The organism is Pseudomonas sp. Irchel s3h14 (assembly GCF_900187425.1).
Classification (GTDB): Bacteria; Pseudomonadota; Gammaproteobacteria; order Pseudomonadales; family Pseudomonadaceae; genus Aquipseudomonas.
In genome coordinates this window covers 166,376-189,188 of record NZ_FYDJ01000005.1, presented here as the reverse complement: position 1 = coordinate 189,188, position 22,813 = coordinate 166,376, and the positions used below count along the sequence as shown (strand labels likewise).

Annotated in this window: 29 protein-coding genes; 25 read left to right on the top strand and 4 right to left on the bottom strand. The window is 58.8% G+C overall.

Annotated features, from left to right (window positions below):
* Positions 1 to 2 precede the first annotated feature (2 nt).
* The 5 genes from CKW16_RS12420 to CKW16_RS12400 are packed head-to-tail and all read left to right on the top strand — an operon-like array spanning position 3 to position 3,108.
* A complete protein-coding gene (locus tag CKW16_RS12420; RefSeq protein WP_095128666.1) occupies positions 3 to 434 on the top strand; it encodes a gp436 family protein in 432 nt (143 codons plus the stop codon).
* Positions 434 to 922, top strand: coding sequence for a Gp37 family protein (locus tag CKW16_RS12415; RefSeq protein ID WP_095128665.1), 489 nt, complete (start codon positions 434 to 436; stop codon positions 920 to 922). The genes CKW16_RS12420 and CKW16_RS12415 overlap by 1 nt, the downstream gene beginning before the upstream one ends.
* Complete coding sequence (locus tag CKW16_RS12410) at positions 919 to 1,152, top strand: hypothetical protein (RefSeq protein ID WP_095128664.1); 234 nt, start codon at positions 919 to 921, stop codon at positions 1,150 to 1,152. The genes CKW16_RS12415 and CKW16_RS12410 overlap by 4 nt, the downstream gene beginning before the upstream one ends.
* Positions 1,153 to 1,158: 6 nt before the next feature.
* A complete protein-coding gene (locus CKW16_RS12405; RefSeq protein WP_095128663.1) occupies positions 1,159 to 2,583 on the top strand; it encodes a phage tail sheath subtilisin-like domain-containing protein in 1,425 nt (474 codons plus the stop codon).
* Positions 2,584 to 3,108, top strand: coding sequence for a phage major tail tube protein (locus tag CKW16_RS12400; protein ID WP_095128662.1), 525 nt, complete (start codon positions 2,584 to 2,586; stop codon positions 3,106 to 3,108).
* A gap of 239 nt (positions 3,109 to 3,347) precedes the next feature.
* Here the strand turns inward: CKW16_RS12400 and CKW16_RS12395 are convergent, their stop codons facing one another.
* Both CKW16_RS12395 and CKW16_RS12390 read right to left on the bottom strand, forming a co-directional pair.
* The gene (locus CKW16_RS12395) at positions 3,348 to 3,881 is read right to left on the bottom strand and encodes a YfbU family protein (RefSeq protein WP_176471546.1); all 534 of its coding nucleotides are present in this window, start codon (positions 3,879 to 3,881) and stop codon (positions 3,348 to 3,350) included.
* Between the two features lie 219 nt (positions 3,882 to 4,100).
* On the bottom strand, positions 4,101 to 4,466 hold the full coding sequence (locus tag CKW16_RS12390) for a hypothetical protein (RefSeq protein WP_095128660.1): 366 nt from the start codon (positions 4,464 to 4,466) through the stop codon (positions 4,101 to 4,103).
* Between the two features lie 104 nt (positions 4,467 to 4,570).
* Here CKW16_RS12390 and CKW16_RS12385 point away from each other — a divergent pair, with 104 nt between their 5' ends.
* Complete coding sequence (locus tag CKW16_RS12385) at positions 4,571 to 4,885, top strand: phage tail assembly protein (RefSeq protein WP_095128659.1); 315 nt, start codon at positions 4,571 to 4,573, stop codon at positions 4,883 to 4,885.
* A gap of 59 nt (positions 4,886 to 4,944) precedes the next feature.
* On the opposite strand, the gene CKW16_RS12380 is transcribed toward CKW16_RS12385, so the two are convergent.
* Positions 4,945 to 5,205: a hypothetical protein gene (locus CKW16_RS12380; RefSeq protein ID WP_095128658.1), complete on the bottom strand. Its 261-nt coding sequence runs from the start codon at positions 5,203 to 5,205 to the stop codon at positions 4,945 to 4,947.
* Between the two features lie 19 nt (positions 5,206 to 5,224).
* Between CKW16_RS12380 and CKW16_RS12375 the strand changes: the two genes are divergently transcribed.
* The 5 genes from CKW16_RS12375 to CKW16_RS12355 are packed head-to-tail and all read left to right on the top strand — an operon-like array spanning position 5,225 to position 10,486.
* Positions 5,225 to 7,750 (top strand): phage tail tape measure protein, encoded by a 2,526-nt coding sequence (locus CKW16_RS12375; protein WP_095128657.1) that lies wholly within the window; start codon positions 5,225 to 5,227, stop codon positions 7,748 to 7,750.
* On the top strand, positions 7,750 to 8,631 hold the full coding sequence (locus CKW16_RS12370) for a phage tail protein (RefSeq protein WP_095128656.1): 882 nt from the start codon (positions 7,750 to 7,752) through the stop codon (positions 8,629 to 8,631). Before CKW16_RS12375 ends, CKW16_RS12370 begins: the two co-directional genes overlap by 1 nt.
* Positions 8,631 to 8,837, top strand: coding sequence for a tail protein X (locus tag CKW16_RS12365; RefSeq protein WP_095128655.1), 207 nt, complete (start codon positions 8,631 to 8,633; stop codon positions 8,835 to 8,837). Before CKW16_RS12370 ends, CKW16_RS12365 begins: the two co-directional genes overlap by 1 nt.
* Entirely contained in the window at positions 8,825 to 9,934 is a 1,110-nt protein-coding gene (locus CKW16_RS12360; RefSeq protein ID WP_095128654.1) for a phage late control D family protein, read from the top strand. Before CKW16_RS12365 ends, CKW16_RS12360 begins: the two co-directional genes overlap by 13 nt.
* Positions 9,935 to 9,952: 18 nt before the next feature.
* Positions 9,953 to 10,486: a phage baseplate assembly protein V gene (locus CKW16_RS12355; RefSeq protein ID WP_095128653.1), complete on the top strand. Its 534-nt coding sequence runs from the start codon at positions 9,953 to 9,955 to the stop codon at positions 10,484 to 10,486.
* Between the two features lie 24 nt (positions 10,487 to 10,510).
* Here CKW16_RS12355 and CKW16_RS12350 read toward each other — a convergent pair whose 3' ends face one another.
* Positions 10,511 to 10,747 (bottom strand): hypothetical protein, encoded by a 237-nt coding sequence (locus CKW16_RS12350; RefSeq protein WP_095128652.1) that lies wholly within the window; start codon positions 10,745 to 10,747, stop codon positions 10,511 to 10,513.
* A gap of 112 nt (positions 10,748 to 10,859) precedes the next feature.
* Here CKW16_RS12350 and CKW16_RS12345 point away from each other — a divergent pair, with 112 nt between their 5' ends.
* The 14 genes from CKW16_RS12345 (at position 10,860) to CKW16_RS12280 (ending at position 22,794) form a co-directional block, all read left to right on the top strand.
* Positions 10,860 to 11,237 (top strand): GPW/gp25 family protein, encoded by a 378-nt coding sequence (locus CKW16_RS12345; protein ID WP_095128651.1) that lies wholly within the window; start codon positions 10,860 to 10,862, stop codon positions 11,235 to 11,237.
* On the top strand, positions 11,221 to 12,342 hold the full coding sequence (locus CKW16_RS12340; RefSeq protein ID WP_095128650.1) for a baseplate J/gp47 family protein: 1,122 nt from the start codon (positions 11,221 to 11,223) through the stop codon (positions 12,340 to 12,342). The genes CKW16_RS12345 and CKW16_RS12340 overlap by 17 nt, the downstream gene beginning before the upstream one ends.
* Complete coding sequence (locus tag CKW16_RS12335; RefSeq protein ID WP_095128649.1) at positions 12,335 to 12,916, top strand: phage tail protein; 582 nt, start codon at positions 12,335 to 12,337, stop codon at positions 12,914 to 12,916. The genes CKW16_RS12340 and CKW16_RS12335 overlap by 8 nt, the downstream gene beginning before the upstream one ends.
* Entirely contained in the window at positions 12,916 to 14,148 is a 1,233-nt protein-coding gene (locus tag CKW16_RS12330) for a hypothetical protein (RefSeq protein ID WP_095128648.1), read from the top strand. The genes CKW16_RS12335 and CKW16_RS12330 overlap by 1 nt, the downstream gene beginning before the upstream one ends.
* Positions 14,149 to 14,155: 7 nt before the next feature.
* Positions 14,156 to 14,722, top strand: coding sequence for a tail fiber assembly protein (locus tag CKW16_RS12325; RefSeq protein WP_095128647.1), 567 nt, complete (start codon positions 14,156 to 14,158; stop codon positions 14,720 to 14,722).
* Between the two features lie 133 nt (positions 14,723 to 14,855).
* Positions 14,856 to 15,194, top strand: coding sequence for a hypothetical protein (locus CKW16_RS12320; protein WP_095128646.1), 339 nt, complete (start codon positions 14,856 to 14,858; stop codon positions 15,192 to 15,194).
* Positions 15,195 to 15,201: 7 nt separating this feature from the next.
* The gene (locus CKW16_RS12315; protein ID WP_095128645.1) at positions 15,202 to 15,759 is read left to right on the top strand and encodes a phage tail assembly chaperone; all 558 of its coding nucleotides are present in this window, start codon (positions 15,202 to 15,204) and stop codon (positions 15,757 to 15,759) included.
* Positions 15,760 to 15,862: 103 nt separating this feature from the next.
* The gene (locus CKW16_RS12310) at positions 15,863 to 17,029 is read left to right on the top strand and encodes a phage tail sheath family protein (RefSeq protein WP_046047785.1); all 1,167 of its coding nucleotides are present in this window, start codon (positions 15,863 to 15,865) and stop codon (positions 17,027 to 17,029) included.
* Between the two features lie 12 nt (positions 17,030 to 17,041).
* Positions 17,042 to 17,545: a phage major tail tube protein gene (locus tag CKW16_RS12305; RefSeq protein WP_095128644.1), complete on the top strand. Its 504-nt coding sequence runs from the start codon at positions 17,042 to 17,044 to the stop codon at positions 17,543 to 17,545.
* A 12-nt stretch (positions 17,546 to 17,557) separates the two neighbouring features.
* On the top strand, positions 17,558 to 17,869 hold the full coding sequence (locus tag CKW16_RS12300) for a phage tail assembly protein (protein WP_095128643.1): 312 nt from the start codon (positions 17,558 to 17,560) through the stop codon (positions 17,867 to 17,869).
* A 148-nt stretch (positions 17,870 to 18,017) separates the two neighbouring features.
* Complete coding sequence (locus tag CKW16_RS12295; RefSeq protein ID WP_095128642.1) at positions 18,018 to 20,600, top strand: phage tail tape measure protein; 2,583 nt, start codon at positions 18,018 to 18,020, stop codon at positions 20,598 to 20,600.
* A gap of 12 nt (positions 20,601 to 20,612) precedes the next feature.
* A complete protein-coding gene (locus CKW16_RS12290) occupies positions 20,613 to 21,473 on the top strand; it encodes a phage tail protein (RefSeq protein WP_095128641.1) in 861 nt (286 codons plus the stop codon).
* The gene (locus tag CKW16_RS12285) at positions 21,448 to 21,654 is read left to right on the top strand and encodes a tail protein X (protein WP_046047780.1); all 207 of its coding nucleotides are present in this window, start codon (positions 21,448 to 21,450) and stop codon (positions 21,652 to 21,654) included. The genes CKW16_RS12290 and CKW16_RS12285 overlap by 26 nt, the downstream gene beginning before the upstream one ends.
* A gap of 93 nt (positions 21,655 to 21,747) precedes the next feature.
* Positions 21,748 to 22,794, top strand: coding sequence for a phage late control D family protein (locus tag CKW16_RS12280; protein ID WP_095128640.1), 1,047 nt, complete (start codon positions 21,748 to 21,750; stop codon positions 22,792 to 22,794).
* Positions 22,795 to 22,813: the final 19 nt, after the last annotated feature.

Sequence of the window (22,813 nt, the reverse complement as noted above, 5' to 3'; positions counted from 1 at the left end):
CTATGCGCTACTGCACCCGCGCCGACATCGGCAACGCCGTACCAGAGATGACGCTGATTCAGCTCTCCAACGATGATCCGGCTGCCGAGCTACCCAATGAAAGCGTCATTGAGGACGGCGTACGTCAAGCGGAAGAGTTGGTGGATGGCTACCTGCGGGGCCGCTACAACCTGCCGCTCGATCCGGTGCCGACGGTACTGCGGGACGCAGTGGTCTACTTGGCGCGGCACTGGCTGTATCAGCGCCGCCCCGAGGGCGCATTGCCCGATGCGGTTAAGGACAGCCGCAAGGACACCATCAAGCTCCTGGAAAGTATCCGCGATGGCGTAGTCACCCTGGGCATGCCCAGCGGCCAAGCCACGCCAGAACCTGGTGAAATTCGTACTCGCGCACGCCGTCAGCAGTTCGGTAGCGATCTATGGGAGCGCTACTGATGAGCACAGCCCCGCCCAAAACCCAAACCGAACAGCTACTCGATGCGATGCGTGCCCGACTGCAGGATCAGTTCGGCAAGGAGTTGATGGTCGAGCTGTTTCCCGAGAATCCAGCGGGCTACCGCCTTAACCATCCACGTGGGGCGATCTTGCTGGCTTACGGAAAATCAACCTTCGGTGGGTCCGAAGCCGGCGACGCGATGTTCCAGGCACGCAACATCGTCATCAGGTTGACCCTGGTGTTTCGCCAGCTCAATGGCAAGGATGGGGTGATCAGTTACCTGGATCAGATCCGCACCTGTCTGACGGGATGGTTTGCACCACATTGCGATCAGGCGTGCCGTCCTATAGCAGAGCAGTTCATCGGCCAAATGAGTGGACTCTGGCAGTACGGGCAGGACTTCTCCGTACGGGCCACTCAAGTGCAGGCCCCATACCCAACCGGTCCAGCGCTACCACCCAACCTCCAGTTTGAGGAACCACTATGAAACTTACCCGCTACACCTACACCGGGCCGCAAAGCGCTGCCTCTCTGCGGGTAGGCGAAGCCCGCGAATTGCTTGAAGTGCAACTGCTTCCTGGAAAGCCCGTCGAGCTGCCGGCCGATCACGAGTACACCCTGGTGTTGTTGGAACTCAAGCACCTGGTGCTTTTGCCGTCTACCGAGAAACCTGCGGGCAAGACAGCAATCGCTTCTCAGAAAACTGAACAGGAGTAACGCTCGATGGCAGCCAACTATTTGCACGGTATTGAAACCACCGAGGTCGAGCGCGGCCCTCGGGCCATTCGGGTGGTCAAGTCGGCGGTGATTGCCCTGGTCGGCACAGCGCCTATCGGTCCGGTCAATGAGCTGACCTTGTCCTTGAACGATAAGGACGCGGCTCAGTTCGGCTCACACCTCACCGGCTTCAGCATTCCCGAAGCGCTGGAGGGCATCTATGATTTCGGCACCGGCACGGTGCTGGTGATCAACGTGCTTGATCCAGCGGTTCACCGCACCAATGTCGCTGACCAGGTGAAACAGTTTGGGGATAACGACCTGCTGCAGCTGGAGCACGGAGCGTTACAACTTCTGCAGCTGAAGTCCGCTGACGGTGCTACCCCGTACGCACTCGACACCGACTACACGGTGACCCTGCTCACCGGTCGGGTGAAGCGCCTGGCGACGGGAGCCATTCCAGCCAACGGCCAGGTGAAAGCCAGCTATACCCACGCCGACCCGAGCAAAGTTACACCTGCCGACATCATCGGCGGTATCACCGTCGCCGGACGTCGCACGGGTTTGAAGGCCTTCCAGGACAGCTACAACACGCTGGGTTTCTTTGCGAAGATTTTCATCGCGCCAGGCTTCAGTACCTTGAACTCGGTGGGTGTCGAATTGGCCGCCGAGGCTATCAATGTAGGCGGTGTCGCCTACATCGACGCGCCTATTGGCACCACGGTGCAACAGGTGATCTCCGGGCGCGGGCCGGCTGGCAGTATCAACTTCAACACCAGCAGCGACCGCGTGCGTCTGTGCTACCCGCACGTCAAAGTGTACGACGCTGCAACTGATGGTGAGCGTCTGCAGCCGCTGTCGATCCGCGCTGCAGGTCTGCGGGCTAAAGTCGACAACGACAAGGGTTACTGGTGGAGCAGTTCCAACCAGGAACTGATGGGCGTGATCGGTCTGGAGCGGCCATTGACCGCTCGGGTGGATGACGCGGGCAGCGAGGTCAACCTGCTCAACGAAAATGGCATTACTACGGTCTTCAATTCGTTCGGTACCGGCCTGCGCTTGTGGGGCAACCGAACCGCTGCCTGGCCGACCGTGACGCACATGCGCAACTTCGAAAACGTGCGGCGCACCAAGGACGTGGTGGACGAGTCGATTCGTTACAGCTCGCTGCAGTTCGTGGACATGCCCATCATCAGCTCGCTGATCGACAGCATCACGGAAAGCGTCAACTCGTTCCTGCGCAAGCTGACCATCGACGGGGCGTTGGTCGGTGGCGAGTGCTGGTATGACCCTGCACGTAACCCGCAGACAGAGCTGGAATTGGGCCATGCCCTGTTCAATTACAAGCTGACTGTGCCGTTGCCATTTGAGCGTGGCACCTTTGAAACTGAAATCACCGGGGAATACCTGGTCAACCTGGGAGCCGCATAAATGGCAGGCTTTAGTGCACACCGCGTTTCCAACGCCGCGATCTATCTTGATGGCGCGAGCTTCTTCGGCCGCGCTGAAGAGATCGACCTGGGCTCGATCAAAACCGTGACCAGCGACTTTCAAGGGCTGGGCATGGTTGGCTTGATCGAGCTGCCTGACGGGATCGATAAACTGGAAGGCAAGATCACCTGGAACAGCATGTACTACGACGCCGCAGTCAAGCTGGTCACGCCATTCAAAAGCGTCCAGTTGCAGTGCCGCTCCAACGTCCAGGTCTTCAACAACGGCGGCCTGGTTGACGAGATCGCGTTGGTCACGATGATGACCATCACCGGCAAGGAGTATCAGCTGGGCAATCACAAGCCGCGAGACCCGACCAAGTACGAGACCCCATTTTCGGCGACGTATGTTCGTCAGGTGCTCGATGGGCAAGAGGTGGTTTTGCTGGATTACCTGGCCAACATCTTCCGCGTGGGCGGTGAGGATCAGCTTTCCAAGTACAGGCAGAACATCGGGCAGGCGTGACTCAGTCAGCAGGGATTGGTCAAACCCATAAAAAAAGAAACCCCGCTATATGCGTAATACTGCTCACTTGAGCCGCTGACTGAAAAGCTTGGCTTTTGGCTCTTTGGTAAAGCCCAAGAAAAACGCCGCTTTCCCGTTAGGGGGACGCGGCGTTTTTTTAAGTGAGTGGCATTAGCCGGATATGCAGGTTCTTGAGCGCTTGATGAGACGCTACCTGCAAGGCAGCGTCAAACGCACATTCACCGGTTGCTTGGATGAGTTCGTGACCGCAAAACCGCCTGCAACTGATCGAGGGTTAGCTCATACGAGTAGGGTTCGCGTTGTTTTGACAGCTCTTCAAGCATGCGCTCATAAAGACCTGTTGTAGGCATATGCGAATTTTTGATCCTGCCCTTGAAGTGCGCCCATTTGCCAAGATCCTCGGTGAGGACACGTGCAATAGAAAGCAGCTCACTCTCATTGTTGCCGTCGAAACCAGGGAATACCACATCGCCTGCTGAGAAATCCAACTGAGCGCGTTCCGACTCTGTCAGGTTTTCATAGCCGAGTTCAAGGAGTTGCCACAGATCTAACACATCCATCACATATTTGACGTTCTCCGGTGTTTCCTCACGAAGGAACATCTGCGGGTAAGCATGCGCTAACGCCCATCCTTCCCCACCGTTAATCATGCGCTGGATAAAGTCTGCGTCAACAGAATCCTTAATTTTTAGCGCCTTATGAATGTCAGTGAGCAGTGTAAAAAGCAACTGATCTTTGCCGGAAAATTCCATCTTTTCGTCCCTAAAATTACGCGGCATCAGATGGCCGCAACCCATCCTATTTATGAATTCGATCAACCACAACGAAAAAGCCCGACACAATGGCCTAATGCAGCTCATTTAAGCCGCTGACTGAGAGATTTTGGTTTTTGGTTCTTTGGTGAGGTCCAAGAAAAACGCCACTTGCCAATCGGGTAAGCGGCGTTTTTTCCTTAAATGAACAGCATTACGCTATATGCGGGGCTTTAAACTTGCGGGCACGGCATTACGTAGCTCTAGCCCTTTGATCGTAATGACATGACCTACATAACTGTTTTTTCCGTCCACTATTCGGCGAATGACTTGCTCATCTGCCAACCATCTTAGGGCCGCATACATGAACACTTCATCATTCGTCAGTTGAGCGTATTGGTCATTCCTATCACGTTGCTGTAGTCCGAAAGTCCCAGCTGTCAGCTTCATTTCTATAGGACAATTATCAACAAGCGCCTGCATGATTTGGTGACACAGCTTGTCGAAGCGCTCTATGTTTTTTCCCTGCTCTGCCATATCGGCTCCTTGCAGTTTCTCATTGGATTGCCCCCTTTTGAGGGGCATAGAGCTTCTCTTTAAACTCGATTAAAAGCCAGCACCACGACCGGGTGCGATGCTCAGGGCTCATTTAGAGCAGTCGATCAGACCGACAACCTGGAGCAACAAAGATGGCCGAAACAATCAGCTTCACCCTCAAATTCCCTTTCAAGAGTGCCAGCGGCGAGACGATCTCGAAGCTGCCTATCAAGCGTCTCAAGCGCAAAGACATCAGCGCCGCGCAGGCTGTCGTCAAAAACGAAGCTGATCTGGAAGACATGCTTGTTTCGAAGATGCTGGGCATCACGCTGGAGGACCTCGGTGAATTCGATATTGCTGACTCTAAGTCAGCCACCGAGGTGTTGCGGGAAATGTCCAATGGAGGAGACCTTGCTGCAGTCCTGGGACGAAGCGCTGCTGCTCGTCCTGAGGATGCAGCCGTCTGAGATCGTCCGACTGGACATGGTGGACTATTGGCGCTGGGTGGAGACATGCAGGCGCGAGATCAATCGTCGTATCGAACTCGCCGAGCAGATGAAGAACTGATCATTACCACCAGCCCGACCACCACTCCCGCCAACAACGCGCCGCCCGCTGCAATAGGGGCGGCCACCAGGGCTAGCAATGGCAGGCCCAGGCAGAACATCAAAACCGCAGCCCACACCGGCAGGCTCGTCAGGCATAGCCAGGCAAGCCAGACCACACCGACGCCGATGGCCAGTGCATAAAGGGTTTTAGCGGTGCGTATAGCGGTCTTCTCAAACATGCCCACAGCGTAGCAAATTATGGCTAATGAAGTTCTGGTTGGACTAAAGATCGGGGCCGCTGTATCGGGCAGCCTGAGTGCCGCATTCGGTTCGGCCAAGTCGACTGTGCAGCAGCTTGGTCGTGCTACTGATGGATTGACGGCCAAACAGAAGCTCATCGGCACCGAGCTGGCGGCGTCGTTGGCTCGCGGTGGTACCGGCATCGAGCGCATGCGTCGCCAGTATGACCAGGTCGGTCGTACGATTGATCAACTCAAGGTCAAGCAAGAGCGTCTCAACACCAGCATCGCCCGTGGTGAAACCCTTAAAAACAAACGAGGTGAGTTGCGTGGCCAGGCCATGGAAACCGCAGGAACAGCAGCGGTGCTTGGCGCTCCAGTTGTCCAGTCCATGCGTACGGCTATCGACTTCAAAGACCAGACCAATGACATCGCAATCACGGGTGGCTTCGATGCAGCGGAGGAGGAACAACTCGGAAATGTAATGCGCGGTTCCGCACTTAAGTGGAATCAAACCCAAGCAGACGTTGCCGCAGGCACAGCGGTGTTGATCGCTGGCGGGATCTCCAGCGCCAAGGAACTGGCCGCCTATGCCCCTGTGATGGCCAAAACGGCTACCGCCACGCGTGCCAGCATGGACGATCTGGGCTCGGTGGCCATCGCACTGAATGACAACCTAGGAATTGGCGCCGCCGGGCTTGAACGTTCAATGAACATGCTGGCCTTTGCCGGCAAGAGCGGTCAGTTTGAATTGGCTGACATGGCTAAATGGTTGCCGCAGCTCACGCCACAGTTTGCGGCCTTGGGGATCACAGGTGAGCGCGCTGTTGCCGAGATCGGTGCCTCGCTACAAATCGCCCGTAAGGGCGCCGGTAGCAACGATGAAGCGGCTAACAACTTTAAAAACTTCCTTTCGAAACTGACCGCGAAGGACACTCTAAAGTCCTTTGAGGGCGCAGGGATTGACCTCACCGCGTCAATGAAGAACCTGGTTGGAAACGGACTTACTCCGGTCCAGGCGATGCTGGAAGTCATCACTCAGTATGTAGGAAGCAAGGGGCCTGAGGCCGCCGGTAAATTTCAAAAAGCCATGGCGATCAAGGACGACGAAGAGCGGCAGATCGCCCTCAATCGATTGAACGAAGCTTACAAGTTGGGGGAGTTGTTTGCTGACCAGCAGGTTCTCTCATTCGTCCGTCCGGCTATGGCCAACAAAAAGGAACTTGCCAGTATCCAAAAGGGCAGCACGGAAGCGGCCGACAAAGGCGGGCTTGATACAGACTGGAAAAAACGGATGGAAAGCCCGAAGGAGCAGCTCAAAGCGCTGACGATCAATCTTTCGGAGATCGGTATCACCATCGGCAGCACCCTGTTACCGGCCCTCGTCGACGTCACGCAAGCCGTCCTACCGGTAATGCAGTCATTCGGCACTTGGGCCGGTGAAAATCCTGAACTTATCAAAGGCGTCATCGGCCTGGTCGGTGGCCTTTTACTCGGCAAAATGGCCTTCATCGGTGTGGCTTATGGGGCCAACCTGGTGCTGTCGCCCATCGTGGCCATGAGCACCACTATTACGACACTTTCCTCGAAGTGGACCTTGTTGCGCGGCATGTGGCAGATGGGCAAATTCGCGCCATTTATCAATGGTATGCGCAAAGGGGCCAGCGCTGTGAGTTGGCTGGCTCGTGGCAGCGCCGTGCTTGGCCGGGTGCTGGGTGGGAAGTTGCTTTTTGGTCTGCGCCTCGCTGGCCAGGCGATTCTTTGGCTGGGTCGAGCCTTGATGATGAACCCCATCGGTCTGCTGATCACGGGCATCGCCGTGGCGGCTTATCTGATTTATCGCTACTGGGAGCCGATCAAAGGCTTCTTCGCCGGCTTGTGGACGGAGATCAAAGCCGGCTTCAGCGGTGGTCTTTCCGGCATTTTGGGTTTGCTCGTTAACTTTTCTCCGGTCGGTATGTTCTACAGAGCCTTTGCCGGGGTGATGAGTTACTTCGGAATTGAACTACCGGGCAAGTTCACCGAGTTCGGCGGCATGGTCATTGATGGTTTGGTCAATGGCATCAGCAATGCTTTAGGTGCTGCCAAAGAAGCTGTTGTCGGTGTCGGGACTTCGGTCAAAGGTTGGTTTACCGAGACACTCGGCATCCAGTCTCCGAGCCGTGTGTTCATGGGCTATGGCGCGAACATCAGCGAAGGCGCCGCCATTGGCATCAGTGCGCAGTCTGACCTGGTGCGAAAAGCAGCACTTGGCATGGCTGCACAATCGGGTGTCGACCTTGCGCCGCCGAACCCGGCCGATGTCTCCAGGGCGAGCATGATGGGGAGCGCTGGAGGCGCCGCTGCTGGAATGGGCTCAGGTATGGGCGGCGGACCGTCTTTCACTTTTTCACCTCAGATCACCGTACCTGGTGGGGCCGACACACAACAGCAGGTTCAACAAGGACTGCAGGCGGGCTATGTCGAATGGATGCGGATGATGGAGCGCTACACGCACGACAAGCGCCGCCGTAGCTATGGCCCATCTGATGAGGGGATCGCCTAATGTTTGCAATCCTGGGTGACATCGAATTCACCGTGGCCGGTGGCATCAGCGGCATGGAGCAAAGCGGATCGGCCGACTGGGCAGAGCACGCACGTATCCAGGGGAAACCCTTGCTGGAATGGATCGGTGAAGGTCTGGATGAGTGCAACCTGACCATCGAGCTGCACCCGGTCCTGGGCGACCCTGAGGAACGATTACGAACCCTGCGCCTGGCCAAGAGCAAACATGAGCCTCTGGCCTTTGTGATGGGAAGCGGTGAATACCTGGGTGCCTACGTCATCACCAACATCTCCAATGCCATGCGTCGTACCACGGCCGTGGGTCAGATCAAGGCAGCCACTGTTCAGTTGAGCCTGAAGGAATACGCCGGGGCTTTCACTCGTAAGGTCGCCCGGCCGGGGCTGCTCGATTCAGCCTTGAGTGGTACATCTGCAGCGACGGCCGGTAAGCCCGGACTCATCTCGCGGCTGATGCCAACCCCCAGTACCGTCCAGTCGGTGATTGGTTATGCAAAAAGGGCCGGGAACATCCTGAAGGCAGGCCAGAACTTGTATGAGACGGTCAAGAGCGGCAACGCCTCGATGATCCTCGGTCAAGTCCCGCAATTGCTGGGGGTTACAGCCAGGGCTATTGGGCCGCTGCAAGGGCTGAAATCAGTGGCCGGACTACTAGAGGATGGGGCCGATCTGTCGCGACTGGGTGAGAACGTTTTGGGCAGCGTGTTGGGGGCTCGATCAGCCCTCAATCCGGTTGACCTGGGCAACATTGTTGATCGGTTCTCTGCATCACAAGAGTCGCTTGGTCAGGCGCTCACCACCATGGATGGCGCCCGGACCCGGTTAGCCGGGCTGGCGGCACAAGTCCTGACGAGGAAGTCCTGATGTTTATCGCGCATGTCACAACTGAAGGTGAGCGTTGGGACCAGTTAGCCTGGCGATATTACGGTGATGCTCATCGTTACTTACCGATCGTTGAAGCCAACACGCATGTGCCGATCACCGCTGCTTTGCCGGCGGGTTTGACCTTGGCCATCCCAATCCTTGAGCCTGTGGCCACCGCTGAGGATCTTCCACCATGGATGCGATGATCCCCACGCAAGTACCAGAAGCGCGCTTCGTGCTGGCCTATCAGCAGAGCAATATCACGCGGAACGTCAGCCAACACTTGCTCTCTTTGTCCTATTCCGACTACCTCACCGGTCAGGCCGACAGCCTGGAGGTTGAATTGGAGGACACCGAGGGTAAATGGCGCGACACCTGGTATCCAGGACACGGCGACAGCTTGACCGTGTCCATTGGCTGGGAGGGTGGGCCACTACGCGTACTTGGGCGATTTGAGATTGATGAGGTCGAGCTGAATTGCCCACCCTCAACGATCACCATTCATGCGCTGGCCACCGGCATTAAAGCGGCATTACGGACCACCGAACACCACGCTTATGAAAACACCACTCTGGATGCCGTGGCCCAGCAGATCGCGGCACGTCAGGGGCTGGAGCTGATTGGCAGTATCGAGCCGATCAAGCTCGACCGGTTGACCCAGCAGGAGTCCGATCTGACCTTTCTGCGTAACTTGGCGGCCGAGTACGACTATGCCTTCAAGGTCATCGGTGATCGAATGGTCTTCCATGCCATCAGTGAGTTGGTCAAGGGCGCACCGGTAGCCACTCTGGTGCTCCAGGACTTAAGCAGCGTGAACTTGCGTGACCAGATCAAGAGCGTCCCTCAGGCCATCGAGGTGAAGCACAAGGAGCCCGCGAAGAAAAAGCTGATTGCCTATAAAGTCGAAAATGGCGAAACCGTCGCAGTGCCCAGCAGCGTGAGCAAGGCCACCACCAGTGGTGATACCAAAAAGAGCCGCAAGCGCAGTGCCTCGGCCGAAGAGTCCAAGGCAAAAGCCAAGGCCGAACTGGCCAAGGCCAACCGCGAACGCACCACCGGCAGTTGGGGCGCTATGGGCCGACCCAACCTGCTCAGCGGCAATGTGGTGACCTTGGTAGCGGCGGGCAAGCTCGGCGGGAATTACCTGATCACGTCTTCGCAACATCGAATGACTCGGAGTGGTTACACCGTGGACAAATCAGTCTGCCGCATCTCCGCGCCTTCGATCACATTGGCCCAGGAGAACACCAAGTCGGACCTGGCCTTGACAACTTATGGCATTCAGCACGAAGTGGTGGCCTAACAATGGAGCAGCAAACTAATGGGCGTTGAACTGGAGTACGGCGAAGTCAGTGCCGTGGATTGCCTGACGTGTCGCATCCGGGTACGCCTGGATGATCGTGATGGGGTCGAGAGCTACTGGCTCAACGTGCCTCAGCGCAATACGCAGGGCACACAGTGCAGGCCGCTCATGCCCGAACTGGGCGAACAGGTCGCGGTGCTGCTCGATGCCGATGGCGTGGGTGGCGTGTACCTAGGCGGGATCTACTCGACCGTTGAACCGCCGCCCGTAATAGATGAAAACACGGACTATGTGCGTTTCAAGGATGGCACCGTGATCACGTATGACCAGGTGGCCAGTGAGATGTCCTTGAATTGTGTCGGGGCCATCTTGCTCAAGTGCGCCAGGAATCTGACCGTTGAGTCTGGTGAGCCGGTAGTAGTGAAGGCGCCCTCGGCGATTTTGGATATTCCTCAGGTTGCCCTTATTGGCAACCTGCAGGTGAATGGCAATATCAACGCCACAGGAACAATCATGGATATTGGTGGGAACTCCAGTAACCACAATCACTAAGGCTTGCTAAACCGGGGTGATATTCTATTTTTGGTCTGTTTTAGTGCCGAACAAATATCCAGCAATCGCCCCTAAGATACCTATCGCGGCACTGAAATCGCTGGTCTTCGCCACCGCCAGTAACGAACTTAAAATCGCAATCAGGACGATGCCTACGACTCGAAGGTTCATTGGTCCGAACCCTCCTTGCATCTTCCAGAAGACCCCCGCCAAGGTGGCGCCGCCTATTGCAGCGATGATCCAAATGATCTGCTGTTCCATAATTGCTCTTATCCTTCGTCTCAGTTGATTCCGTTGAGCATAGAGCGACTTTCTAGGTTGTCTTTAAACTCGATTAAAAGCCGACGCTCGTCGGTTTTCGCATTATGGGCGCATGACGACGCCCACTCCCTATACCAGCATCACCGCCGCCCACTGGCAGCCGGCCCTCGGAACCTCCGGCGAGGTGGTCGAGGGTTTGCGCGATATCGACCAAGCCATCCGTATCATCCTGACCACACCCAAAGGCAGTGACGCTCACCGTCCTGAGTTTGGCAGCGACATTCATCTGTACATCGACTGGCCCGTCAACCGTGTGACCCCGCACTTGGTGCGTGAAGCGGTCGACGCTATCCGTCGGTGGGAAACCCGAGTCTCGGTCGTTCAGGTGCTAGTGCTCGTTGAGGACTCGCGCATCGTTGTGCGCGTGCAGTGGCGTGTCGCGGACGGTGTCGCCCAGTTGACCGAGGTGCCTTATGCGCGAGCTGCCTAAACCGGTATTCGTCGAGATTGATCCAGCGGCCAACGAAGCCAGTTTGATCGCTCGATACGAGGAAAAAACAGGAAAAACGCTGTATCCCGCGCAGGTAGAGCGACTATTTATAGACCAGGTCGCCTATTCCGAGACTCGCCTGCAGATGGCGATCCAGAGTGCTGGCCAGCAGCTCCTGGTACGTTATGCCAAGGCTCCAATTCTTGATTACCTGGGCGAACTGGTCGCAACCCCGAGGTTGTTGGCAGTCCCCGCGCGCTGCACATTGCGTTTCACAATGCCGGTCGCCGTGCAGCAAGTGTTGCTTATTCGTGCCGGCACTCGCGTCAGCACCCAAGACGCCAAACTAGCTTTTCTGACTGACCAGGACGCTGTCATCCCGGCCGGACAGGCACAGATCAGCGTGACGGCCACGTGTTTGACTGTTGGTGAGCTGGGCAATGGTTGGGCTATTGGCCAGATCAGCAGCATTGGTAACTCACCCGCAGATGGCCTTGTCGCCACCAATATCAACGTGACTGCGGAAGGCGCTGAGGATGAGGAGGACGACCGCTACCGTGAGCGGATCATCCTGGCACCTGAAGCTTTCAGCAACGCAGGCAGCCGGGGAGCCTATCGCTACCACGCTCTGGCCGTACACCAGTCAATCATTGATGTCGCCGTGCATGGGCCTGACGAAGGCCAGCCGAATGGGCATGTGGCGCTATTCCCACTGACCATCACTGGATTGCCTTCAGAAGACTTGCTTCAGCGGGTCAAAAGCGTGGTCAGCGGTGAGAAGCTTCGCCCGCTGTGTGACACGGTTCACTCCTACGCACCAACCGAAGTCTCCTATCAGATTAAGGCGCGCATCACCTTTTACGACATGGCAAGCCGTGATGAGGCAATGAAGGCAGCAAAAGCGGCAGCAGAGGCATATGCGATTGAGCGAAGGGCCGGGCTTGGCCGCGACCTTGTCCAGGAGCAGCTGACTGCGTTGTTGCAAGTAAATGGTGTTTATAGGGCCGACTTGGAACTGCCGAGCATCTTGCGGGAGCTTCAAGGAAACGAATGGGCGAACTGCACCTCGATCCAGCTTGAGGATGTCGGGGTGGTCTATGGCTAGTCAGCAACTGCCACCGGCATTGGCTAGCGACGAGCGCTTCGCGGTGCTTTGTGAGCTGCTCGATGAGACGCTGGAAGGGCTCGACCTCAACGCAATGTTGGTTTACCTGGTTGACCTGGTTAAGCCCCAGTTGCTACCTCACCTCGCAGATCAGTTCTCCCTGCTCGATGAGGCAGCCTGGCTACTGGCTGAATCAGAGGACGCCAAGCGCAATCTGATCAAGAACGCCGCCCAGTTGCATCGCTATAAAGGTACGCCTTGGGCTATTCGCGAGGTCATTCGCTTGCTGGGCTTCGGCGAGGTAACGCTCCAGGAAGGCTTGAGCAATCGAATACACGATGGGTCAATCACGAGAAATGGCGCTTACGTCCATGGCGACTCTTCCGCCTGGCCGCTTTACCGGGTCTTTCTTCAACGTGCCATGACCAATGATCAGGCCGCGCTCCTGCGCCGCCTTCTTCTTTCCGTCGCTCCTACACGCTGCCGCTTGGTGACACTCGACTATCAGTCAGTCCCCATTCGGCATAACGGCGTAGCGCGGCGCGATGGCCAATACAACCATGGGAGCAGCTAATGGCCGATCTACCCGAATTAAATGAATGGCCGGAAGGCATCTATCAGCTAGAGACGTCTGATCCAGTTCTGGGAGGCCCTGAAGGCATCGACAACCTGCAAGCCAAACAGCTGGCAAGTCGGACCAAATGGCTCAAGGATCAGATAGCAAAGATCGTTGCTGGTACGAGCGTTGTCGGTAAAGCACTTCAGCTGAAGACTGCTCGCACACTGAAATTCACAGGGGCGGCGACGGGGTCGGGCACCTACGATGGCAGTGCGGACACTGAGATCACGCTGTCTTTGGCTGATAGTGGGGTTGTGGCCGGCTCATTCACGAAGGTATCCGTCAGCTCAAAAGGATTAGTCACAGGCGGGAGCAATCCAACAACGCTGGTCGGTTATGGGATCACGGACGCCTACACCAAAACCGAAACAATCGACTTGATTAACGGCGTGGGCCAAATCCCTTTAGTGGAGGTCAACACATCAAAGTCCTTGGTGGCAAACGAGTTGGGGCTTGTCCTGATTGATGCCAGCGCAGGGGCGTTGACGGTTGAGCTGCCCGACGCCAACTCGGCGCTGGGTGTTCGTGGTGTGGTGGTGCGACGGGTCGATAACACCATCAACCGGTTGGTGATCAAGGCGGCCGGTAGCAACAAAATCAAGTTCCATACCCATCTGAATGCGGCCGGCTATCCGTTTTTTTACCTGATGGGGGCCGGGGATTATTGGCATTTGCGCAGTGATGGCAAGGGCAACTGGATACCGATTGCGCGCTTAGACGGTACGGCACTCGGGCGGCCCGTGTTTGAAACGACGACCGTATTGAATCCGGGTGGTCACGCTCCGTTGGGCAATGCCGTCTTTATTCGTGCCGATTGGCCATGGTTGTGGGACCACGCTCAGCAATCGGGAATGCTGACTACAGAAGCCGCTCGTGGGGGTATGGAGGGCGGTTGGACCTCGGGCGATGGTGCGACCACGTTCCGTGGTCCAGATGCGCGCGGTAAATTCTTCCGACCCCTTGACGAGTCTGCCGGGATTGATCCGGGCCGTCCTGCGGGCAGCTATCGTCTCGATGATTTCAAGAGTCACGCCCACTATGCACCTTCTGCAGGCTACGGCACGCAGGCGATGGGCGGCGGGAGCATCACCTATGCTACCCCGACTGGTGGCAGCACTGGCGCCGCTGGCGGCGCTGAGACAGTCCCGAAAAACATTGCCTATCCGGGCCGAATTAAAGTGATCTGAGGTGCTAATGAATATCTATGTGTTCGACCCGCTCGGAATCCTGACCGGGCCGTTTGAGTTGTCAGCGTTTCCAGAGGTCCCGGGATTTGGCCAGTATCTGCCGGGCAATACCGTCCAGCTGGAAAAGCCTCTGAGCCAACCCGAGGCTGGCCACGTATGGGCGCTGGTCGATGGGGAGCCGCAACAATTGGCCGACTATCGCGGTGTTGTTTTCCGCACGGAAGCACCAGGCGTCGCGGAGGAGTATTCCAAGCTTGGCGATCTGCCTGAAGGGCTGACCGCCAAACCCTGGCCGGGTCAGTTCTACGTGTGGGCTGGCGGGGACTGGGTTCTGGATGCGCCTGCTGAAACGGCTGGCCTGGCAAAGCTCGCTCGTCTTAAACGTGACACTCTTATGAACCAGGCCACAACGGCTATGGCTCCGCTTCAGGATGCCGTTGATCTGGGGATGGAGACGCCTGAAAAAGTCGCGTTGCTAAGGCTGTGGAAGCGGTATCGCATTGACCTTTCTGATATTGAGCAGCAGGCGGGGTTCCCTGTGAGTATCGATTGGCCGACGCCCCCTTCGGCTTGATGGGGAATGTGAAAGCCTCCGGTGTGCCAAAGGTCGCGCTTAATGTCAGGCTGGTGTCGCTTGAGAACGATGCCAAATACGGTGCGCGTTTACACTCACGGTTGAAGCTGAGCGTTTTTGATATTCTGTTGCAATGGGCGCAAAAACTTTTCGCGCCATTTATCTCATATGTCGGCGCGATTTTTCGCGCGCGGCATCAACCACGTTCCGTTGTCCAGATGCGCGCGGTAAATTCTTCCGACCCCTTGACGAGTCTGCCGGGATCGATCCGGGCCGTATTGCGGGCAGCTATCGTCTCGATGAATTCAAGAGTCACGCCCACTATGTCGGTTCCGGAAGCTACGGCACGCAGGCGATGGGCGGCGGAAGCGTCACCTATGCCACCTGGGCTGGTGGCAGCACTGGCGCCGCTGGCGGCTCTGAGACGGTCCCGAAAAACATCGCCTATCCGGGCCGAATTAAAATGATCTGAGGTGCTAATGAATATCTATTTATTTGACCCGCTCGGCATTCTGTCCGGGCCGTTTGAGTTGTCAGAGTTTCCAGAGGTCCCGGGATTTGGCCAGTATCTGCCGGGCAATACCGTCCAGCTGGAAAATCCTCTGAGCCAACCCGAGGCTGGCCACGTATGGGCGCTGGTCGATGGGGAGCCGCAACAATTGGTCGACTATCGCGGCATGGTTTTCCGCACGGAAGTACCAGGCGTCGCGGAGGAGTATTCCAAGCTTGGCGATCTGCCTGAAGGACTGACCGCCAAACGCTGGCCGGGTCAGTTCTACGTGTGGGCTGGTGGGGATTGGGTTCTGGATGAGGCGGCGCAGATTACAGCGGCGCTAGCGGGCGAGCGAGCGTGGCGCAATGTACAGGTTGCCGCGACTGACTATCTGGCAATGCCGGATTACCCGATCACCGCTGAACAGCGATCCGACCTGTATGCCTACCGCCAGGCGTTGCGCGATTGGCCGGATGTGACGCTGTTCCCTGATCAGTCAGGCCGCCCCCAGCCCCCGGCATGGATTGCCAGCTTGGCCCAATAACGCCCCGCACTGACGGGGCGTTTTCTTTTCCGTTACGCGTAACACGAACATCCCTGACAGCCTCGTTTATGCGGGGCTTTTTCGTTTCTGGAGATTGAGCCTTATGAGTTTCTTTCACGGCGTCACCACCACGTTGATCGACAACGGCGCGCGGACTATTTCGCTGCCGTCGTCGTCGATCATCGGTCTGTGCGACACCTTCACCCCGGGCATGCTCGGCGGCGGCACAGCCCTGGCCGGCGAGCTGAAGCTGATCACGTCCGAGCGTGAAGCCATCGCCGCGTTCGGCGCCGGTGCGGCGATTACCAAGGCCTGCCAGGCGATCTACGCCAAGGCCAAGGCGGTGATTGTCGCTATCGGCGTGCCCAAGCTGGAAGACGCTGCGCTGCAAACGTCCGCCATCATTGGTGGCGTTCTCGCCGGTGGCCAGCGTACCGGCCTTCAGGCGTTGCTGGACGGCAAGAGCAAGCACAACGCCCAGCCGAAACTGCTGATCGCCCCGGGGCATTCCTCGACGCAAGCGGTGGCCACCGCCATGGATGCCCTGGCCGGCAAGTTGCGCGCGATCGCCATTGTCGACGGGCCGAATACCACCGATGAGGCGGCCATGGCCTACGCCCTGGAGTTCGGCAGCAAGCGCCTGTTTATGGTCGATCCCGGGGTGCAGTTCTGGGACACCGTGCTCAGCACGACGGTCGATGCCCCGGGCTCGGCCTGGGTCGCGGGGCTGTTCGCCTGGACCGATGCTACTTACGGCTACTGGGCGTCGCCGTCGAACAAGGAGTTTGTCGGCATCACCGGCACCACGCGCCCGATCGAGTATCTGGACGGCGACGAAACCTGCCGGGCCAACCTGCTGAACAACGCGAACATCGCGACGATCATCCGGGATGGTGGCTATCGCCTGTGGGGTAACCGCACGTTGTCCAGCGACCCGAAATGGGCGTTCGTCACCCGGGTGCGGACCTGCGACATCCTCATGGACGCGGTGCAGGCCGGGCACAAATGGGCGGTCGATCGCTCGATCACCAAGACCTATGTCTCGGACGTGACCGGGGGGCTTCAGGCGTTCATGCGCGACGAGAAAAACGCCGGCGCGATCATCAACTTTGAAGTCTACCCCGACGACGAATTGACCACGGCCAGCCAAATCATGCAGGGCAAAGTCTATTGGCGCATTCGCTTTACCGATGTGCCGCCGGCAGAAAACCCGAATTTCCTCTTCGAAGTCACCGATCAATGGGCGACCGAAGTTCTTGAAGCAGCCTAAGGGGGCCGATCAATGATTCCTCAAGTTCTCTCCAACATGAACGCCTTTGTCGACGGTGTGAGTTTCGCCGGCGACGTGCCAACCCTGTCGCTGCCCAAGCTGACGCAAAAAACCGACGACTATCAGGGCGGCGGCATGTCCGCCCCGATCGAAATGGCCATGGGGCTGGAAAAGCTGGAAGCGGCGTTTACCACCAACGGCGTGCGCCGTGAGTCGCTGAAGTACTTCGGCTTGGCCGATCAGACCGCGTGCGCCATCGTCTTTCGTGGCGCCTTCCGGGGCTTAAAAGGGGTGGTGACGCCGGTTGTGGTGACCCTGCGCGGCGGTATCAAAGAGGTCGACATGGGCGACTGGAAGCCGGGCGACAAGGCGGAAATCAAGCACGCGATCAAGGCCGTTTACTACAAGCTCGAAATCGACGGTCGCGTGATGTACGAAATCGACCCGATCAACATGATTCAGGTGATCGACGGTGTCGATCAACTGGCCGCAGAACGCTCGGCCGTCGGCCTCTAAGGACTAAAGAACATGACTCAAGTAAGCCTGAACAAACCGTTGCCGAAGTGGCTGGAACTCACCGACGACGGCGTTACCGTCACGCTGGCCTACAAGGCCAATATCAGCAGCGTTCTCGTCGACAAGGTGACGATGCGCGCGCCCAGCGTCAGGGACATGGAGGCCGCCAAGGCCGCCGGCGGTGGCGAATACGACAAGATGGAAAAGAACCTGTTTTGCAGCTTGATCATGGCCACCGAAACGGATCTGGCGTCCCTGAAAATCAAAGACTACAACCGCTTGCAGGCCGGCTATTTTCGTCTGGTTGAAGAAGACGACGTGTAACGAAACCACCCTCAAGGCACTGGCCCGACGCTTGGCAAAAGAGACTGGTTTCTCGGCCGCCGAGATCAAGGCCATGCCGTTTTCTGAGATGGTGTGGTGGCTCACGGATTGAGCCGCCTTTGATTGACCCGACGTATAGGGCACGCACATGGCGAACAAACTCGCGCTCGGCCTGGTCATTGGCGGGGCGGTCAGCTCCACGGTGGGCTCGGCGTTCAAGGATGTCACCAGTCGCATCAAGCGCCTGGAGGCCGAAGGCCAAAAAGCCCGGGTGCTGGAAAAGACCATCGGCGACACCATGCGGTTGCGCGATGAATGGCGCAAGGCGCACATGGCGGGCGAGAAGGGGGCCAGCGCCCTGCTGAAACAGCTTGAGGGCAATATCAGCAGCCTGAAAAAGCAAGGCGTGGAGGTCCACAATCTGACCAAGGCCTACACGGCCATGGGTCAGGCGGCGAACAAGGCCGAGCTAAAGGCCAAAGGTCACCAGCAACTCGACGAAGGCAAGCAGAAACTCAAAAGCAGCGTCGGCCAGGCGGTGGCCGCCACGGCGGCGATGGCGATTCCGACCAAGGTCAGCGCGGACTATGGCGCGATCATTCGTGACATTGCGATCAAGTCGAACATTGCCAACAAGCCCGAAGAGGCGCAGCTGTCGAAGAAGATTGTCGACACCTCGCGCGATACCGGCATGGCGCGCAATCAGGTGGCCGAGGTGGTCAACGCCCTGGTGGGCGCCGGCATGGAGCTGGACAAGGCGCTGCAATACGCGCCGACGGCGGCCAAGTTCGCCGTGGGGCAGGGGTCGGATGGCGGCGAAACGGCGCGCATGATCAATGCCCTGGGGCAGAACGCCAAGATTTCCGACCCGGCCATGATGCAGAAGGCGCTGGAGGCGATCGCCTACCAAGGGCAGGCGGGCAGTTTCGAGGCGGCCGACATGGCGCGTTGGTTTCCCGAGCTGCTGGCCGGTATGGGCAAGCTGGGCATTACCGGCATGGATTCGGTGACGCAACTGGGCGCCATGCTTCAGGTGCAAATGAAGACTGCCGGCGGTTCGGATGAGGCGGCCGGCAACCTCAAAAACTGGATGGAAAAGATCGGTTCGGGCGACACGGTCAAGGCCTACAAGGACGCCGGGATTGACTATCAGGCGTCGATGAACACCGGCCTGCAGAATGGCAAATCGACGCTGGAATCCAGCTTTGAGCTGGCCCAGAAGTACATCGCGGCGACCGACCCGAAGAAGGCCGCCGCCATGGCGAAGGCCACGGCCGAGATCAGCCAGGAGACCGATCCGGAAAAAGCCAAGGCCATGATTGCGTCCCTGGAACAAGCCTTGCGCACCGGCGACCTGTTCGCCGACATGCAGGTCAAGGGCGCGTTGACCGCGTTCATGCAGAACAAGGATCTGTACGCCAAGCTGAAATCGGAGTCGGCGAGTGCCACCGGGATATTAGATAAGAACCTGGAGGAACGCCGGCAGTCGTCGGCGCAAAAGTGGTCGGAAATGGCCCAGTCCATGGACGACGCCATGCGCGCGATCGGCGATGTCTTCCGGCCGGTGACCGATAAGGTGGCGGACGGGCTGACCTACGTCACCCAAGGGCTGAGCAAGCTGTCGGACGAATCGCCTAAGTTGGTGACCGGCATCGGTGCGGTCGTCGCGGCCGTGATCGCCTTTCAGTCGGCCATGAGTACCTTCAAGATCGCCAAGGGCCTACTGAACATCGGCCGTGGCTCGCTGATGGGCAATCCGAACATCCCGCAAAAGGTGATCGTGACCAACATGGGGGGCATGGGTGGCGGTGGCGGCCTGGACGCCGGCGACCTCGATACCGATGGCAAGGGCAAAAAAGGCGGCAAGGGTGGTGGTCGCGGAGGCGGCGGAGGCGTCGGCTCCGTGGTCAAAGGCACGGCAGTGGTCGCGGTGGTGGATGCGGGGTTTAAGGCCTACGACACCTACCAGAACGCCGAGACGCGGGACGAGAAAGCCGAAGGCTATGGCGGGGCGGCGGGTGGTTTGGCTGGAGCGTTATCCGGGGCTGCGGCTGGGGCCGCTCTCGGCACGATGCTTTTGCCGGTCATTGGCACCGCTATTGGCGGGCTGGTTGGCGGTGTTCTCGGCAACATGGGCGGCGACGCCTTGGGCGGTTACCTCGGCAAGTCGATGTTCGGCACGGACGAAGCGCTGAAGAGCATGCCGGCGGCCGGGCCGCTGATGATGGCCAATGCCGGCAAGAACGTGCCGCCGGTGATGGGCGACATCGCCAAATCGTTCGACACGGCGCCGAAAGCGTTTGAGCCGCCACCGGCGCCGCCGGTGTCGTATGACCCGCGCGACCTCGACTCCAAAGACGCCATGTTGCTGCCGCACTTTGCCAACAAGGTGCGCTTTCCGGGTTCGGAGCTGCGTCGGCCCAAGGTCATTCGCTCCGGGCTGGAAGCCCCGGCGCCGCAACCGGGTGACGCCGCCCGGGCCATGATGTTGCCCCCGGCCAGTGCGGACGCGGGCCTGCCGGCGGGGCCGTTGGCGATGGCGGCGAAGCCGGTACCGACCACCATCGAATCGAAAGTGGACATTCAGGCGCCGTTTTCGCTGGTGGTGAACGGCGACGTGAAGGATGGCAATCAGCTTTTTGCGCAGATCAAGCCGCAGCTCGATCAGTACTATCGCGACATGGCCAAGCAGGTGGGCAGTAGCAAGCTGTACGACGAACCGCATGTTTAATCAGGAGGGCATATGTCTGATCAGGAAAAGACAGCATTGCAGCAGTTACAGTCGGGCTTGAATTACCTGGCCACGGCCGGGGAAACCGGCCGGCGTAGCCTGGACGGCATGCTGGGGCCGGTGAATGGCGCGATCGGCGAAATCACCGGGGCGGCGTCCGAGCTGGAGGATTTGCCCTTTGTCGGGCCGGCGGTCGGGGCCAAGCTTCAGCGCGTGATGCGTGGGGTGCAGGCGGCCCAGGCCAAGGTCGGGCAGGTGGTGGCCACCTACAACAAGGCCGCGCGGGCGGTGTCGCAAATTGACGAGCGCGTGGAGATGCTGAAGGCGCAGGCGGCCCGGGCGGCGTCGGCCATCAGCAAGATCGCCGGCAAGGTCAGTCCGGCGTTGACCACGGTGTTGCCGTCGTGGGCATTTGTCACCGATGGCACGCCAGCGCCGGAGGCGGTGAAGCCGTTCCCGCACCTGTTGATCCTTCAGCCGCTCGATCCCAAGGCGCAGCCGTATTACTTCAACCTCGACACGGCGGCCTTTGACTCGTTGCGCCGCTCGACCGAATTCCGCTGGGCCTCGCAGGAGCGTTTGTCGCGCCGGCCGGCGCAGCAGGGCGTCGGCATGGGCGACGAGAAAATCACCCTCAAGGGCCAGATTTTCCCGGGCTTCAAGGGCGGGCTGAAGCAGCTCGACACGTTGCGCTCGATCGGCGCCCGGCTTCAGCCGCTGACGCTGACCACGGGCTATGGCGACGTGCTGGGCACCTGGTGCCTGAAGAGCGTCGACGAAGATCAAAGCGCGCTGATGCAAGGCGGGATTCCGCGTAAACAAGAGTTCACCCTGGAGTTCGGACGCTATGGCGACGACATGCAGAACGTCTGACGGGGATCTGTTGGACACCCTTTGCCACAACTACTACGGCCATCTGAGCGGCAGTGTCGAGGCGGTGCTTGATGCCAATCAGGGGCTGGCCGAGGAGGAGCAGCCGTTTCGCACCGGCTTGATCATCGTCCTGCCGGATCTGCCGAGCCCGGTCACCGAGGCCGTCACGCTCTGGGACTGACCCTGTCCGGAGTCGCCGCCGGCGCTCGATGGCGTTACGCGTAACGCCCCTTCCCTAAACCCGCCTGGTGCGGGTTCTCTTTTGGATATCCCCATGACCCCCATGTTTCGCGTCGTCGCCGATGGTGTCGACATCACCGGCCTGATCAATGATCGGCTGATCCAGCTCAGCACCACCGACAAACCCGGGATGGATTCCGACGAGTTCGAGTTACGCATTGACGACCGTGACGGGCTGGTGACGCTGCCCCGGCGCGGTGCTGGGATCGAGATCTACATGGGCTATGTCGAGACGGGGCTGGCCCGTTTGGGTCGCTACGTGGTCGACGAGATCACGGTATTGGGACCGCCGGATACGCTGGTGATCAAGGGCAAGGCCAGCGATATGCGCGGCAGTGGCAAGACCATTCGCAGCGGGAGCTGGGAGGACGTGCCACTGTCGAAAATCGTGGGCGATATCGCCGCGCGTAACGGCTGGGAGCCGAGTTGTCCGGTGGCCACCAAGGTCCCGCGGGCGGACCAGCTCAGCGAATCCGACTTTAATTTCATCACGCGCCTGGCTAAGCAGTACGACTGCACGGCCAAGGTCGCCGATGGCAAATTGTTGGTGATGCCGCGCCAGGGCGGACAGAGCGCGAGCGGCAAGGCGTTCGGCGCGATCACCCTCACGCGCAGCGACGTCAGCCGCTGGCAGTTCCGCCTGGGCGATCGCAATACGCACGGCAAGGTGGCCACCAAGCACCAAGACAAGAAGGGCGGCAAGCTCGCGGTGGTGTCCCTGGACAATGAGGACGCGCCGGCCGGCCTGCCCTCGGTGCATACCGATCGGCACATTCACCCAAACAAGACCGCCGCCGAGTCGGCGGCCAAGGCGCGCTTGGCCGCGTTCAACCGCTCCGGCGCGGGGGTGCGCTTCGAAATGACCGGTCGCACCGACCTGTTTGCCGAGCGGCCGATCAATGCTCAGGGCTTCAAGGTCGGGCTCGATGGCGAGTATCTGGCGGATTCGGTGGAGCAGACTTACACCCCGGCCGGCTGGTCGACCACGGTCGAATGCAACGGCGGCAACAAGGGCAAAGCCAACGCCAAAGGCAAGAAAAAGAAGGAGGTGAAGCCGGTCAAGGTCGTCAGTCTCGCCTAACGCTATCGCATCCCCATTA